At 62.3% G+C, this 15,483-nt stretch carries 13 protein-coding genes and 1 pseudogene; all 14 read left to right on the top strand.

Annotated features, from left to right (window positions below):
• Positions 1 to 39: 39 nt before the first annotated feature.
• Positions 40 to 1,161 (top strand): Gfo/Idh/MocA family oxidoreductase, encoded by a 1,122-nt coding sequence (locus tag IWX65_RS13980; RefSeq protein WP_196883738.1) that lies wholly within the window; start codon positions 40 to 42, stop codon positions 1,159 to 1,161.
• A complete protein-coding gene (locus IWX65_RS13975; RefSeq protein WP_196883736.1) occupies positions 1,158 to 1,949 on the top strand; it encodes a TIM barrel protein in 792 nt (263 codons plus the stop codon). The genes IWX65_RS13980 and IWX65_RS13975 overlap by 4 nt, the downstream gene beginning before the upstream one ends.
• Positions 1,950 to 2,048: 99 nt before the next feature.
• Entirely contained in the window at positions 2,049 to 3,041 is a 993-nt protein-coding gene (locus IWX65_RS13970) for a substrate-binding domain-containing protein (protein ID WP_334683865.1), read from the top strand.
• Positions 3,042 to 3,093: 52 nt separating this feature from the next.
• The gene (locus IWX65_RS13965) at positions 3,094 to 4,149 is read left to right on the top strand and encodes an ABC transporter permease (protein ID WP_196883735.1); all 1,056 of its coding nucleotides are present in this window, start codon (positions 3,094 to 3,096) and stop codon (positions 4,147 to 4,149) included.
• A gap of 13 nt (positions 4,150 to 4,162) precedes the next feature.
• Positions 4,163 to 5,095: an ATP-binding cassette domain-containing protein gene (locus IWX65_RS13960; protein ID WP_196883734.1), complete on the top strand. Its 933-nt coding sequence runs from the start codon at positions 4,163 to 4,165 to the stop codon at positions 5,093 to 5,095.
• A gap of 311 nt (positions 5,096 to 5,406) precedes the next feature.
• Positions 5,407 to 6,405, top strand: coding sequence for a 5-dehydro-2-deoxygluconokinase (gene iolC / locus IWX65_RS13955; protein WP_196883733.1), 999 nt, complete (start codon positions 5,407 to 5,409; stop codon positions 6,403 to 6,405).
• 35 nt (positions 6,406 to 6,440) lie between these two features.
• Complete coding sequence (locus tag IWX65_RS13950; protein WP_196883781.1) at positions 6,441 to 7,370, top strand: Cgl0159 family (beta/alpha)8-fold protein; 930 nt, start codon at positions 6,441 to 6,443, stop codon at positions 7,368 to 7,370.
• A 7-nt stretch (positions 7,371 to 7,377) separates the two neighbouring features.
• Entirely contained in the window at positions 7,378 to 9,330 is a 1,953-nt protein-coding gene (gene iolD / locus IWX65_RS13945; protein WP_196883732.1) for a 3D-(3,5/4)-trihydroxycyclohexane-1,2-dione acylhydrolase (decyclizing), read from the top strand.
• A gap of 60 nt (positions 9,331 to 9,390) precedes the next feature.
• Positions 9,391 to 10,896 (top strand): annotated as a pseudogene (locus tag IWX65_RS13940) (CoA-acylating methylmalonate-semialdehyde dehydrogenase); the annotation flags it as partial.
• 180 nt (positions 10,897 to 11,076) lie between these two features.
• Entirely contained in the window at positions 11,077 to 11,994 is a 918-nt protein-coding gene (locus IWX65_RS13935) for a sugar phosphate isomerase/epimerase family protein (protein WP_196883731.1), read from the top strand.
• 32 nt (positions 11,995 to 12,026) lie between these two features.
• Positions 12,027 to 13,040 carry a Gfo/Idh/MocA family protein gene (locus IWX65_RS13930; protein ID WP_196883730.1) on the top strand — a complete coding sequence of 338 codons (1,014 nt, stop codon included), beginning with the start codon at positions 12,027 to 12,029 and terminating at the stop codon, positions 13,038 to 13,040.
• 412 nt (positions 13,041 to 13,452) lie between these two features.
• Complete coding sequence (locus IWX65_RS13925) at positions 13,453 to 14,193, top strand: GntR family transcriptional regulator (RefSeq protein WP_196883729.1); 741 nt, start codon at positions 13,453 to 13,455, stop codon at positions 14,191 to 14,193.
• A 617-nt stretch (positions 14,194 to 14,810) separates the two neighbouring features.
• Entirely contained in the window at positions 14,811 to 15,083 is a 273-nt protein-coding gene (locus tag IWX65_RS13920) for a ribbon-helix-helix domain-containing protein (protein WP_196883728.1), read from the top strand.
• A gap of 35 nt (positions 15,084 to 15,118) precedes the next feature.
• The gene (locus IWX65_RS13915) at positions 15,119 to 15,328 is read left to right on the top strand and encodes a toxin (protein ID WP_334683864.1); all 210 of its coding nucleotides are present in this window, start codon (positions 15,119 to 15,121) and stop codon (positions 15,326 to 15,328) included.
• The last annotated feature ends 155 nt before the right edge of the window (positions 15,329 to 15,483 follow it).

Genomic DNA, 15,483 nt, shown 5'->3' with positions numbered 1-15,483 from the left:
TTGTCACTAGAACGATCTAAGAACGTCTTCAGGAGTTTCATGTCATACCTTCAGCATCCTGTTACCGAAAACCGCCCGGTTCGTGTTGGCCTAATCGGGGCTGGCTGGATTGGTAAGTTCCATGCCGAATCAATCGCGCAGCGCATCCCGAATGCTCGCCTTGAAGCAATTGCTGATCCGATGCTTCCCACTGTCGAGGCGTTGGCCAACCGTCTGGGCGTCACCAAGATCAGCACAGACCCAGCAGACGTGATTGCTGATCCGGATATCGATGCGGTCCTGATCGCGGCACCGGCACGCTTCCACTCCGGCCTGATCGCGGAGGCGGCGAAGGCGGGCAAGCACGTGTTTTGCGAAAAGCCCGGAGGCCGGACAGTGGAAGAGCTCGATGAAGCCCTGGACGCAGCCGAAACGGCGGACGTAGTTGTCCAGTTCGGTTTCAACCGGCGATATGCGTCGGATTTCGCTGCAGCACGGAAGCTCATCGATGAGGGTGCCGTGGGAACCCCACAGCTACTGCGATCATTGACCCGCGACCCGGGCAGCAGCGCTGGAATCGCAAACCCGGAGCGCATTCCGCCGGGCACAATTTTCCTGGAAACCCTCATCCACGACTTCGACACGTTGAACTGGCTGAACCCGGGCGCTGTTCCTGTTCGTGTGCATGCGGTCGCTGACGCACTGGTCGCGCCAGAAGCAAAGACTACGGGCCTGCTGGACACGGCCGTAGTGACAATCACGTACAGCAACGGGGCCATCGCCGTGGCCGAGGCGAACTTCAATGCGCTGTATGGCTACGACGTGCGCGGGGAAGTGTTCGGGTCCGCCGGAATGGTAGCAGCGGGAGGACCTCAGGCGTCCAGCGCTACGGCCTACACGGCCGCTGGAATCGGTTCAGCCACCGTCCGCCTGAACGTGGATCTCTTCCACGATGCCTACACCGCGGAACTCGCGCACTTCGTCGACGCCGTGAAGAACCGCCGCGATGGCCTCAAGGCGGCCGGGGCGCCTGGCCCCGGAGGCGCCGACGCCCGGAACGCCCTGACGGTAGCCCTGGCGGCGCTTCGCTCTGCTGAGTCTGGAACCCCGGTCGACGTCGCATCGATCGCCGAACTCCGTCCTGCTGAGCCTGAACTCCAGCTGACAGGTGAGAACGCATGAGCTTCCGGCTGGCCGTGTGCGCCGAAATGGTCTACGGCGAACTGCCCCTGATTGAACGCGTGAAGAGGATCAACGAGCAAGGCTTTGAGGTTGAGCTCTGGGATATGCGGGGACGGGACGTTGCCGCCCTCGCCGCAACAGGGGCCCGATTCTCTTCGATGAGCGGTTACTTCGGCGGGAGCCTCATCGACCCCGACAGTGCCAGTGAAGTACTTGCCTCGGCGGAGAAGCTTATTCCTGTGGCTCTGGAACTTGGTGTTGAGCGCATGGTCGTCCACCCCGCCGAGCTTGGGGAGGGCGGACAAGCTGTCCGCCCTCTCCAGCGATCCACCGGTCAGATGTGGCTGACCGGTCTGCGCACCTTGGAAAAGCTCGCTGTCCTGGGGGAGCAGCACGGTGTGATCTTCGCACTGGAGAATTTGAACACCATCGTGGACCACCCCGGCATACCGTTGGCACGGGCTAAAGACACGCTGGCACTGGTCGCGGCAGTTGACCACCCCAACGTGAAAATGATGCTCGATCTTTACCACGCCCAAATCGGTGAGGGAAACCTGATCGAACTCGTCAGGGCCGCATTGCCCTGTGTGGGAGAGATCCAGGTCGCCGACGTACCGGGCAGGTTCGAGCCCGGCACCGGAGAAATCAATTACCGTGCCGTAGCCGCGGCCCTAAGGGACGCAGACTACACAGGCGTCATCGGCCTCGAGGCCGGAGCCGTTTCCGGCCCGGGCCTACCATCTGGCGACACCGCACTTGCGGCCTTCCGCGCCGCCTTCGAAGACTGACAAAGCTTTACCCCGTTCGTAGTAACAAGTCGGTTTGTCCCTGCCTCCCCGTGGCAGGCAGACAGCTGACTCATCCACCGGAATCAAAGGAGATCCACCGTGAAGAAAACTTCTATGCGCAAACTGGCAGCCGCTGCCGCGCTCATCCCCATGATCGCCCTGAGTGCGTGTTCGAGTCAGGGCGGCAAGCCGGCCGACACCGCTGACGCAGCAGGCGGCCAAGTCGTTTCAACTCCCCAAATCAAGATCGCCTTGGTGACTCATGCTCCCCCCGGAGACACCTTCTGGGACATCGTGCGCAAGGGCGCTGAAGAGGCTGCGGCGAAGGACAATGCCGAGCTTCTTTACACTTCCGATCCCGAAGGCGGCCGGCAGGCACAGCTGATCCAGCAGGCGATCGACCAGGAAGTTGACGGGATAGCCGTTAGCCTCGCGAAACCCGAGGCGCTCGAGGATGTCCTGAAAAAGGCCGCGGATGCCGGCATTCCCATTGTCAGCCTGAACGCCGGCGGCGATGTCTCAGCGCAACTTGGAGCTTTCACCCACTTCGGCTCAAATGAAAGCATCGCCGGGAACGCGGTGGGTGACCGCTTGGTGGAGATGGGCGTCGAACACCCGATCTGCGTCATCCAGGAACAAGGCAACGTCGCTCTGGAAGCCCGGTGCGCCGGCGTCAAGGCGAAGGTCCCAGGAACCGAGAACCTCTACGTAACCGGCACCGACATGACCAGCGTTTCCTCCACCGTCACGGCCAAACTGCAGGCGACGTCCGAGGCCGACGCAGTGATCGGACTCGCAGCACCCGTGACCCTCACCCTCGTCGACGCCGCTGCCTCTGCCAACAGCGAGGCACCCATCGTTTCCTTCGACATGAACGCCGAACTGGGCAAGGCAATCACCGACGGTGAAGTCGCTTTCACCGTGGATCAGCAGCCGTGGCTGCAGGGCTACGGCGCGATTGACGCCCTCTGGCAGAACAAGCGCGGCGGTTTCAAGATCGGCGGTGGCCAACCCGTACTGACGGGACCGGCGATCGTCGACGAAGAGAACGTGGCCGACGTCCTCGCCTTCGCCCAAGAGGGCATCCGCTAACAGCCCGCTCGCCGGGCCGGCCATCGCCGGCCCGGCAGCAAGGAGAATCATCATGACTGCCACACAGACAAAACCCAAGACACCCCCCGCCGCAGCCGACGAGCGTGTCGCCAAAAGAAACCCGCTCCAAAAGCTTCTCGGCCGGCCGGAGGTCGGTGCCCTGGTGGGCGCCATCGTCCTGTTCATCTTCTTCGCTTCGGTCTCCCAGACGTTCATCCAGCCCACCTCCCTCGCCACCATCCTGTACGGCAGCTCCACCATCGGGATCATGGCCGTGGGTGTGTCATTGCTGATGATCGGCGGTGAGTTTGACCTCTCCACCGGTGTTGCCGTCATCAGTTCAGCCCTCACCGCGTCGATGTTCAGCTGGTACTTCAGCATGAACGTATGGGTCGGGGTAGTCCTGGCCCTCGTGGTCTCGCTGGCCATCGGCTACATCAATGGCTGGATTCTGATGAAGACCAAGCTGCCCAGCTTCATCGTCACCCTCGCCACGTTCCTGATGCTGACCGGCCTGAACCTGGGCCTGACCCGCATGATCGGCGGCGGCGTGTCCTCCCCGTCAATTTCTTCAATGGACGGCTACGAGTCGGCCCGGGCGGTGTTCTCCTCCTCCGTGAACATCGGCGGCATCGACGTGCAAAATACGGTCTTCATCTGGATCGCCCTCGTCGCGGTGGCATCCTGGGTCCTGTTGCGCACCAAGGTAGGCAACTGGATCTTCGCCGTCGGCGGCGACGAAAACGCCGCCCGGGCAGTCGGCGTACCCGTCAGAGCCACCAAGATCGGCCTGTTCATAGCCGTCGGTTTCTGCGGCTGGATCCTAGGCATGCACAACCTCTTCGCATTCGACGCCGTGCAATCCGGTGAAGGCGTGGGCAACGAGTTCCTCTACATCATCGCCGCCGTCATCGGTGGCTGCCTCCTCACCGGCGGCTACGGCTCGGCGATCGGAGGCGCCATCGGTGCCTTCATCTTCGGCATGGCCAACAAGGGCATCGTCTACGCGGAGTGGAACCCGGACTGGTTCAAGTTCTTCCTGGGCCTCATGCTGCTCCTGGCCACCATCGTGAACCTGATCGTCAAACGCCGCGCGGAACAGAAGTAAAGGGGCCCCAGAAATGAATGCCAAACAAATCGACCAGCAAACCCTGCTCCAGAACGAGGGCGACCCGCTGACCCACACCCCCGTGCACCTGCTCTCCCTCGACGAAGTGGGCAAGAACTACGGAAACATCGTGGCGCTCCGCGACGTCACCATGGCCGTGGACAACGGCCGGGTCACCTGCGTCCTGGGTGATAATGGCGCAGGCAAGTCCACCCTGATCAAAATCATCGCCGGCCTGCACCAACACAACGCCGGAACGATGAAAGTCATGGGCGAGGAACGGAGATTCACCTCCCCCCGCGACGCGCTCGACGCCGGAATCGCCACGGTATACCAGGACCTCGCCGTGGTACCGCTCATGCCGATCTGGCGGAACTTCTTCCTCGGCTCGGAACTGACCAGCGGGTTCGGGCCGTTCAAGAGCATGGATGTCCAAAAGATGAAGGACATCACCAAGCACGAACTCGCGGAGATGGGCATCGACCTGCGCGACGTGGAGCAACCCATCGGGCAACTGTCCGGCGGTGAACGCCAGTGCGTGGCGATCGCCCGGGCCGTGTTCTTCGGGGCCAAAGTCCTGATCCTCGACGAGCCGACGGCCGCATTGGGCGTCAAACAGTCCGGCGTCGTGCTGCGATACATCCTGCAGGCACGCGACCGCGGACTGGGCGTCATCTTCATCACCCACAACCCGCACCACGCCTTCCCCGTCGGAGACCGGTTCCTCCTCCTCAAGCGCGGCAAATCGATCGGCTACTACGACAAAAAGGACATCACCCTGGACGAGCTCACCGCCCAGATGGCCGGCGGCGCCGAACTGGCCGAACTCGCTCACGAACTCGAACAACTCGGAGGACACTCCACTGTCGTCCAGGAGGTCCAGAACGAAGTAGCTGACGTCGCGGGCGGAGCACAACCTTCTGGATCGGCTCACGCGCGGCCGTGAATGAGGACCCTGTCGCGGGAGCCGGTAGCCTTTCCGGCTGCAGGAACGCGCCTCAAATCGGCTACTGATTGAATTTTCGTCGAGACAAAGCACCCTTCATGTCCCGGAAGCACGGCCTGGCTCAGCGTCATCGCGCTCATGGGCCACGTTCAGGGGTCTATTGCTCGGATTGGACACCTCCGAGGCACTCGTCCCTACCGCTGGCTGCTATGGGAGCGAAGTGGTGCCGGTGTTTTCATCACAGAGTGCCAGTTCCCGAGCTCCCCATACATAGAAATCCAGAGTTCATACCAGAAAGGTTCGCGATTACCGTGACCCACGAATTGCTAACAATGGGGCGTATCAGTGTTGATATCTACCCGAATGACATTGGCGTGGACCTGGAGGATGTCACGTCCTTTGGAAAGTACCTCGGCGGTTCCCCGTCCAATGTCGCCGTGGCCGCAGCTCGCCACGGGCGCCGGGCCGGAGTGATCACCCGAACAGGAGACGATGCCTTCGGCACCTACCTGCGCCGGGAGCTACGAAAGTTCAACGTGGATGATGCCCTCGTTTCCTCAGTCACGGAGTATCCGACGGCGGTCACTTTCTGCGCGATCAAGCCCCCGGAGGACTTCCCCCTGTACTTCTATGGGCGTTTTCCTACTGCCCCAGATCTGCAGATCAAAGCGGTCGAGCTTGATCTGGATGCCGTCCGGGATGCAGGTATCTTCTGGACCACGGTGACCGGTTTGTGCCAGGAGCCCAGCCGCGAGGCGCACATCCAGGCGCACCAGGCACGCAAGCGTGAGGAACTGAAACCGGGCCAGCACACGATTCTGGACCTGGACTACCGGCCGATGTTCTGGGCCTCCGAGGAAGAAGCCCGGGAGCAGGTGGCCCGAATCCTGCCGCACGTCACTGTCGCGATCGGTAATGACAAGGAATGCTCCGTGGTTGTGGGGGAGGGCACCCCGGATGAGCAGGCGGACCGTCTGCTCGCCGCCGGCGTGGAAATCGCCGTGGTCAAGCTTGGCCCTGAGGGCGTGATGGCCAAAACCTGTAGCGAGCGGGTGGTATCCGCCCCGGTCCCGGTCGAGACGGTTAACGGCCTGGGTGCTGGGGACTCCTTCGGCGGTGCGTTCTGCCACGGGTTACTGTCCGGGTGGCCGCTGGCGCAGGTCCTGGATTATGCCAACGCAGCCGGAGCCATTGTGGCTTCCCGTTTGTCCTGCGCGGATGCGATGCCAACCCCGGACGAAGTCACCTCACTGCTGGCCGAACGCGGCCGTGCTGTTCCGCAGCTTGCCGAAGAAGGAACAACACTGTGAGCACCAACATGACCACCGGCGATGCAAGGACAAGCATGGGCACCCCCGGAGGTGCCGCCGGGGTGGACGACGATCCGCGGCGTTATGAGCACCTGAGCGCGCTGCGGCTTGAGGACCCGGCTGCTATTGCCCGCGCGGCCAAGGCCCGACGCCACCACCTTGGCCTGAAGTATGGCAAGCAGAACTTCATCGTGGCAGCAGACCATCCTGCCCGCGGTGCCATTGCTGTGGGGTCGAATCCAGTGGCTATGGCCGATCGCCGGCAACTTCTGGATCGGCTGCAGATTGCGTTGGCGAATCCCGCTGTCGATGGTGTCCTGGCGTCCCCGGACATCCTGGACGACTTGTTGTTGCTGGGCGCCCTGGAAGGCAAGCTGGTCTTCGGTTCAATGAACCGTGGCGGCCTCGCGGGGCTAGTCAACGAGTTTGACGACCGCTTTACCGGGCACACCGCTGCGGCTCTGGAGGCTGTGGGAGCTGATGGCGGCAAAATGCTCACCCGCATCTGCCTGGGCGATCCCGACACGGTCGCCACGCTGGAGGCCACCGCCCGGGTCATCGACTCCCTCGCTGAGCGCGAACTGATTGCCATGGTGGAACCGTTCCTCTCGGTTCGCGAGAACGGAAAAGTCCGCAATGACCTTTCCACCGACGCCGTCATCAAGTCCGTCGCCATCGCAGAAGGACTGGGGTCCACCAGCGCCTACACGTGGATGAAACTTCCCGTCGTGGCCGACATGGAACGCGTTATGGCCGCGACCACGATGCCCACGGTCCTGCTGGGCGGGGACCCGACAGGAACCCAGGACGAAGTCTTTTCCAGTTGGAAGGCAGCACTGGCATTGCCCGGAGTGCAGGGCCTGACCGTTGGGCGCACGCTTCTCTACCCCCAAGACGGAGACGTTGCAGGCGCCGTCGCTGCCGCGGCGTCCCTCCTCAACCACGTCGTAGAAGTATCGGAGTAAACCACCCATGGGAACTGCAACACGCAGGATGACCGTAGCCCAGGCCATCGTCGAATACCTCTCCAAGCAGTACACGGTAGACCGCATCAGCCACCATGATGTCCGGGAACGGCTGATTCCGGGAACCTTCGGAATCTTCGGACACGGCAACGTCGCCGGTATCGGCCAAGCGCTGAAGCAGTACCAGCAACTGGACCCGACAATCATGCCGTACTACCAGGGCCGCAATGAGCAGGCACAAGTCCACCAGGCCGTCGGCTACGCCCGGCACACCCGGCGACGCCAGACCTTCGCAATCAGCGCCTCAATCGGTCCTGGATCTTCCAATATGCTCACCGGTGCAGCGCTGGCCACCACCAACCGCCTGCCCGTGCTGTTGCTGCCAAGTGACACCTTCGCCACCCGTGTCGCGGACCCGGTCCTTCAGCAACTCGAGCAGCCCTACGCGTACGACCTCACCGTCAATGACGCCTTCCGGCCCCTGTCGAAATTCTTCGACCGGGTTTCCCGGCCAGAACAGATCTTCTCGGCGTTCCACAACGGTCTGCGCGTACTGACCGATCCGGCCGAGACAGGGGCGGTGACGATTTCGCTGCCCCAGGACGTCCAGGCCGAAGCCCTGGACGTGCCCGAGGAATTCCTGGCGGAGCGGGAATGGCGAATCCGCCGCCCCGACGCGGACCACGACGACATCCGCCGGGCAGTCGAGGCGATCCGCAGTGCCAAGCGGCCCCTTGTCATCGCCGGCGGTGGTGTGCTGTACGCCTACGCCAACGATGAACTCGCCCGCTTCACTGAACTGACGGGGATCCCGGTCGGCTACACGCAGGCCGGCGTAGGCGTCCTGCCCTGGGACTCCCAGTACTGCCTCGGCGCCATAGGTTCCACCGGCACGACAGCGGCTAACGCCATCGCCGCCGAAGCGGACCTGATCATCGGCATCGGCACCCGTTACGAGGACTTCACCACCGCCTCACGCACCGCGTTCCAGAACCCGGACGTGAAATTCATCAACATCAACGTCGCACCAATTGACGCCTACAAGCACGGAACGTCCCTGCCCATCGTGGCCGACGCCCGCAAGGCACTCGTGAAACTGAACCAGGCCCTGGGCCGCAGCTACCGGGTGGGCGCTGATCTTCAGGAGCAGATCGCCTCGGAAAAGGCCCGCTGGGACGCAACAGTGGATGAGGTGTTCGATAAGCGCTTCGCGCCATTACCCTCCCAGAACGGGATCATCGGCGCGACCAACCGGGCCATGGATTCCCAGGACGTGGTGGTGTGCGCCGCGGGGTCCCTCCCCGGTGATCTGCACAAGATGTGGCGCATCCGGAACCCGTTCGGTTATCACGTGGAGTACGCGTTCTCCTGCATGGGCTACGAGATACCCGGCGGACTCGGGATTAAGCGGGCGGCGTTGGCGGAAGCCGCTGCCGGCGGCGAGGACCGCGACGTCGTGGTCATGGTGGGCGACGGCTCCTATTTGATGATGCACACCGAACTGGTCACGGCCGTCGCCGAGCGGATCAAGCTGATCGTCGTCCTCATCCAGAACCACGGCTACGCCTCCATCGGAGCCCTGTCCGAGTCCCTTGGTTCACAACGGTTCGGCACCCAGTACCGGGAGCTGAACGAGGAACGACACAGCTTCGACGAAGGTGAAACCCTGCCCGTCGACCTGGCGCTGAACGCCGAAAGCCTGGGCGTGAGAGTCTTCCGGATCGAACCGGGGGAGAAGGCCATCGCTGAACTTGAGCAGGCCGTCCGTGATGCCAAGGCAGCACCGGATCATTCTGGGCCCATCCTGATCCACATCGAATCCGACCCGCTGCTCGACGCTCCTAGCTCCGAATCGTGGTGGGACGTCCCCGTCTCCCAGGTCTCGGATATTGAATCTACCCAGCAGGCCTACCAGGCGTACACCGACCACAAGTCCCGCCAGCAAAAACTGCTCCGCTGAGCAACACCTGAGCACCCGCGGCACACAGAAACTCCCCTTCACAGACCAAGGAAGTCCACCATGTCAACGACGACCACCACCACCATCAACCACTTCATCAACGGTGCGGAGACGGCCGGATCCGGCGACCGCACCGCCTCCGTCTACAACCCGGCCACCGGCGCCGTCAGCGGCGAACTGCGGCTGGCCAACCGGGAAGACCTCGACGCTACCGTTGCCGCGGCGCGCGAAGCTGCTGACACCTGGGGGGACATCTCCCTGGCCAAGCGCACCGCGGTGCTCTTCAAGTTCCGCGAACTCGTCGCCTCCCACGTCGACGAGCTCGCTGAACTGATCACGGCCGAGCACGGCAAGGTCCTCTCCGACGCCAAGGGTGAGATCGGCCGCGGCCTCGAGGTCGTGGAGTTCGCCTGCGGCATTCCCACCCTCCTCAAGGGTGACTACTCGGACCAGGTCTCCACCGGCATCGACGTCTTCTCCTTCCGTGAACCCCTCGGCGTCGTCGCGGGTATCACACCCTTCAACTTCCCGGTCATGGTGCCCCTGTGGATGGCACCCATGGCCATCGCCACCGGTAACGCCTTCATCCTCAAGCCCTCCGAACGCGACCCTTCCGCGTCCATGCTCCTGGCCAAGCTCTGGAAGGACGCAGGCCTACCCGACGGTGTCTTCCAGGTCCTGCACGGCGACAAGGAAACAGTCGCTGGGCTACTGACCCACCCCGATGTGGACGGCATCTCCTTCGTCGGCTCCACGCCGATCGCGAAGTACGTCCATGAGACAGCGACCGCGCACGGCAAGCGTGTCCAGGCGCTGGGCGGGGCGAAAAACCACGCCATCATCATGCCCGACGCCGACCTCGAGAACGCGGCCGATCACCTGGCTGCAGCTGCCTTCGGCTCCGCCGGCGAACGCTGCATGGCCATCTCCGTCGCCGTGGCCGTCGGTGAGGCCGCCGACCTGCTCGTGAAGAACGTCGAAGAGCGTGCCCTGGCCGTGAAGGTCGGCAACGGCACCGCCTCCGATTCGGAGATGGGTCCGGTGATCACCCCCGCCTCCAGGGACCGGATCAAAACGATCGTCACCGAAGCAGAAGCAGCCGGTGCGGCCATGGTGGTCGACGGACGCAACCTTGTCGTCCCCGGCCACGAGGAAGGCTTCTGGGTCGGACCCACCGTGATCGACCACGTGAAGACCGAGATGACCGCGTACACCGAGGAGATCTTCGGCCCCGTTCTCGTCGTGGTCCGGGTCGACAACCTGGACGACGGCATCAAACTCATCAACGCCAACCCCTACGGCAACGGCACCGCCATCTTCACCTCCTCCGGCGCCCACGCCCGCACCTTCCAGCGCTCCGTGACCGTGGGCATGATCGGCATCAACGTACCCCTGCCCGTGCCGGTCGCCTACCACTCCTTCGGTGGATGGAAAGCCTCGCTGTTCGGCGACAAGCACATCTACGGGCCCGAGGGCGTCTCCTTCTACACCCGCGGCAAAGTCATCACCTCCCGCTGGCCCGAACCATCCGCAGCCTCCGGAGCCTCGTTCAACTTCCCCTCCCACGCCGACGACAACACTGCGGCACGCCCCGAAGGCGTTGTAGGCCATCTGGTCGACGCTTCCACTGCAGGTCAGGACACGGTTCCCGGACGAGCCGACGACACCACCGAAGGCCGCGTGCAGCGCGACTGAACTTCCGCTGCCACACCCGATCACCGAGGACACACAGAAAGAAATGCTGTTATGACGGAAATAGAGAACAAGCTCATCATTGGCACGGCGCCGGACTCCTGGGGTGTCTGGTTCCCGGATGACCCGAAGCAGACGCCCTGGGAACGTTTCCTCGATGAGGTCGTCGAAGCCGGGTACTCCTGCATCGAACTGGGCCCCTACGGGTATCTGCCGACCGATCCGATCCGCCTGGCCGACGAACTGCGCCAGCGCAACCTGACCGTCTCCGCCGGAACGGTCTTCACCGCATTCCACCGGGGACTCGACCAGTGGGACGCCGCATGGAAGCCTGCCCGGGACGTGGCGGAGCTGACAGCGGCCATGGGCGGCAAGCACATCGTCGTCATTCCAGCGATGTGGCGGGACGACGTCACGGGTGAACCCGTTGAATCCGGGACGCTCGATGACCAGCAATGGGGCGATCTGTTCGAAGGGCACAATCGGTTGGGCAAGGTGTTGCTGGAGGACTTCGGACTGCACCAGCAGTTCCACTCCCACGCCGATTCCCACGTTGGAGCGCAAAAAGATATTGAAACCCTCCTAGCCGCCACGAACCCTACATATCTGAACCTGTGCCTGGACACCGGCCACGCCGAGTACTGCGGTGCGTCCAGCCTCGAGCTGATCAAGAACTATCCGGAGCGGATCGGGTACCTGCACCTGAAGCAGATCAACCCGGACATCCTGGCGAAGGTCAATGAGGAGAACATGACGTGGGCGGCAGCGAATCTCGCCGGCGTCATGACCGAGCCGCCGCACGGGTTGCCGGACCTCCGGGCCGTGATCGAGGCGGTCGAGGCCCTGAACCGTCCGATCTTCGGCATCGTGGAGCAGGACATGTACCCGGTTGCCTTCGACGTGCCGCTCCCCATCGCCACGAGGACCCGCGACTACCTCCTCTCCTGCGGCTCCCGCACCCGCGTCAGCTGACCGCATCCATGCCAGACATAAAGGACTGAACCATGGCTAAACCCCTCCGCGTAGCTGTGATCGGCGCCGGACGCATGGGCGCTGATCACATCGAGCGTCTCCACAAACGTATTCATGGAGCCGAAGTTGCCGCCGTCGTGGACGTCGACCTCGCCCGGGCAGAAGCCGCTATCAAAGGCATCGACGGGGCCGTCGCCCTCGTGAACGCCGATGAAGCCCTTAACAACGGCGACGTCAATGCCGTGCTTATTGCGACCCCTGGTGTCCTGCACGAGGACATCCTCTACAAAGCCCTGGCGAAGGATTTGCCGATACTCTGCGAGAAGCCGCTGACTCCGGACGCCAAGTCCTCCTGGAAGATTGTCCAGGCGGAGGTTGAGCTGGACCGCAAGCGGATCCAGGTCGGCTTCATGCGCCGTTTCGACGCCGAATACTCCGCTCTGGGCCAGATCATCCGCGATCACGAGCTCGGCGAGCTGCTCATGCTGCACCACCAACACCGTAATCCCACTACCCCGCCCGGCTTCACAAACGAGATGCTGATCAGTGATTCCGTTGTGCACGAGTTCGACGTCATCCGGTACCTCACCGGTGAGGAGATCACCTCGGTGCAGGTCCGCAAGGGCAAGGCGACGAGAAACGCGCCGGAGGGCCAGCACGATCCCCAGCACATCCTGATCGAGAGTGAGTCGGGCATCCTCGCGGATGTCGAGATCTTCGTCAACGCCAAGTTTGGATACCAGGTGACCACGCAGGCGTCCTTCGAGGACGGGATCGTGGACATCGGTGGTGATACCGGGGCCTATGTCCGCAGCGCCGGCCGCTGGGGCGGCACGGTCACGCCGGGTTTCGAGGACCGTTTCGGTGCGGCGTACGACGTGGAAGTACAGGCCTGGGTTGATGCTGCCCGCCGAGGTGAGGTTGGTGGCCCCACGGCCTGGGATGGCTACGCCACAGCGGCTTGCTGCGAAGCCGGCGTCGAAGCCCAGAAATCGGGCGAAAAGATCAAGGTCCAGCTCAACGTCATGCCTGAGCTTTACAACTAACAACTCGCGGAAGTGCGGACGGTTGAGTGGTGTTCCGGTCACGGTGACGATTTGAGTGGTCTGTTAGCGCTGTCTTCGCGTAAGAAGTGCCCCGTCCCAACCGTTTTCAGGAAGGGGCACTTTCTGCCGGCGGCACCGTTGCCAGGCACCAAATGGCAGCCGGATGTAACTGTCCTGCCCCTCCGATTTGCCGTACCCAGCCATGGTGGAGTTGCCACTGAAGAGCCACTCGCTTACGGAGCCCGGTCCAGCCATAGGAGACCAGCACAACATCGTCCTTGCGAATTTCGGCTGATACGTCGATGGGGCGGGCGTCCGAAATATGTCTTATCAAAAGAACAAACAGTGACAAGCTCGGCGCTTCCCGTCATGGAAGGCCCATGGGCTGAGCACGGAACACGGGGAACATTCAGTGAGCAACCACCTTGGCTTCAACATCAATCGCTCATCCCCGGTGCCCTTGTACCACCAAGTCGTTCAGGGCATCGAGGACGCCATCTTCAGCGGCGCCCTAAAACCGGGCAGTCGCTTGGACAACGAAATCGATTTGGCGGCTCGGCTCAACCTGTCTCGCCCAACCATGCGCAGGGCTATGGACGAATTGGTCCGATCCGGTTTGGTGGTCCGTAAGCGGGGTGTGGGAACGCAGGTGGTTTCCGGTCAGGTCCGTCGACCGCTGGAGCTTTCCAGCCTATTCGACGACCTTATTAACAACGGCAAAGAACCCACCACTCAGGTTTTGAGCTTTTCGCATATGGAGGCGGACGCCCCCATACTCGCCAGCCTTCAACTGCCCGCCCGTTCCAAGGTCTACCACTTCACCCGCCTACGCAAAGTGGCCGGCAAGCCGCTGGCGCTGATGGAGAACTGGGTTCGCGATGACATCGCAGCCCTCGACGAAGCCATTCTTGCCGCCGAAGGCCTTTACCCGATTCTGCGCCGCGCCGGTGTCGACTTCCGCCTGGCAACGCAGCGAATCGGCGCAACGATCGCCGACGACCATCAAGCGCCCCTACTTGAGACGAACATTAATTCCGCTCTCGTAACCATGGAACGCACCGCCGTGGACGATACGGGCCGCCGGATAGAGACTGGTCATCATGTCTACCGCGCCGATTCCTACAGCTTCGAGATGACACTCGTAGAGCGCTGACGCAAGGACTTTTTCCAATAACTAACCGGGTCTATCCTCTGGAAACCGACGGCAACGGCCATTGGACATTTCATTCGGAACCTCTAATTCTGTGCCGACCGTAAACGTCTGCGCCCATACGGGCCTGAAGATAAGCCATACCTTGTGCGGACAGTTAAGTGGAGACCGTCCCACGTCTGCGGCACGTTCTAAATAGGAGCAGGAGATGTACACAATTCGGGTCCTTCCGAGCAACGCCTGAATCGCCGATAACCTATCTTCTGTCAGCTGGAGTTGACGAACCTCAATTGCTGGCTGCGTGCACAAGTCACGCACTTACAGAGTTCCGGACTACGTCGCTTCAGGTAGCGGCTTAGATCGTTTCGAACACGGCATGAATGACCCGTCTCCCTCCGTGTCTCGAAGCGCCGACAGCTTTTTCTGTCAACATCGCAGTTGTCCAGACAACGTCTGGACAACTGCGATGTTGGAGCCCAGCGACACTCCCTGAGCATCTTTGTCGACGGCGATGCGCAAGCCGGGATGCAGCGCAGGAAACCTACTGCCGCCAGGTGCTGTTGCCGCCTGAGCCCGCGAGGGCGGGTTGCACACCAAGTTGGGGCGAGTATGCTTTTTGTATGACGAAAAAGGTGGAAACCATCGATGGCGTGCCTATCACTGAGGAGATGATTGAAGCCTGGGCAGGCGAAGCGGAGGCTGGCTACGCACCCGACCAGCTTCATGCTCCTCGGCGCGGGCGACCAACTATGGGTCTGGCGCCTGCAGCTCAGCTCTCGGTGCGCTTCGAAAAGGATCTGATGGACCTGGTGACCCAGAACGCTGCGGAACGCCACGTCAGCAAGTCAGACGTGGTCCGAGAAGCAGTGCGTCAGTACCTACACGCTTCGTGATCAGGAGCGTTCACGCGTCGGCCGGCAAACATGGCGTGAGCGAAAAAGACGCCCTGCATGCCGTGACGAACATGGTCCACGAAAGCTACCTGGACGACGGCAACCCAGCGCGTCGACTTATTCTCGGCTTCAGCTCCGAAGGAGCGTTGCTGGAACTCGTTCTACTGGTCTTCGACAGCGGCAACGAGCTCATCATCCATGCCATGCCGGCACGCAAGCAGTACCTGAAACTCCTCACAAAGTGACACTGAACACCGCCGAGCACCCCTTCCGCTTATCGCCGATAATTATCGTTATGTCAGGTAGAAGTGATCCTATTGCAGAATCTGCTGAATGGGACTCAGTGATACGACTCCCCCTCGGCCTAGTGCTTGAGCATTGAGTTCCGCGTCGTGGCGGG

Source organism: Arthrobacter sp. CAN_A214 (genome assembly GCF_015751955.1).
Classification (GTDB): domain Bacteria; phylum Actinomycetota; class Actinomycetes; order Actinomycetales; family Micrococcaceae; genus Arthrobacter_D.
Note: the sequence above shows the minus strand (reverse complement) of the source record. Positions and strands in the feature narration are given on the sequence as shown.

Bases quoted from the DNA above. Each gene is read 5' to 3' on its own strand.
- IWX65_RS13980 (WP_196883738.1), top strand. From the start codon at position 40: ATGTCATACCTTCAGCATCCTGTTACCGAAAACCGCCCGGTTCGTGTT.
- IWX65_RS13975 (WP_196883736.1), top strand. From the start codon at position 1,158: ATGAGCTTCCGGCTGGCCGTGTGCGCCGAAATGGTCTACGGCGAACTG.
- IWX65_RS13965 (WP_196883735.1), top strand. From the start codon at position 3,094: ATGACTGCCACACAGACAAAACCCAAGACACCCCCCGCCGCAGCCGAC.
- IWX65_RS13960 (WP_196883734.1), top strand. From the start codon at position 4,163: ATGAATGCCAAACAAATCGACCAGCAAACCCTGCTCCAGAACGAGGGC.
- IWX65_RS13950 (WP_196883781.1), top strand. From the start codon at position 6,441: ATGGGCACCCCCGGAGGTGCCGCCGGGGTGGACGACGATCCGCGGCGT.
- iolD (WP_196883732.1), top strand. From the start codon at position 7,378: ATGGGAACTGCAACACGCAGGATGACCGTAGCCCAGGCCATCGTCGAA.
- IWX65_RS13935 (WP_196883731.1), top strand. From the start codon at position 11,077: ATGACGGAAATAGAGAACAAGCTCATCATTGGCACGGCGCCGGACTCC.
- IWX65_RS13930 (WP_196883730.1), top strand. From the start codon at position 12,027: ATGGCTAAACCCCTCCGCGTAGCTGTGATCGGCGCCGGACGCATGGGC.
- IWX65_RS13920 (WP_196883728.1), top strand. From the start codon at position 14,811: ATGACGAAAAAGGTGGAAACCATCGATGGCGTGCCTATCACTGAGGAG.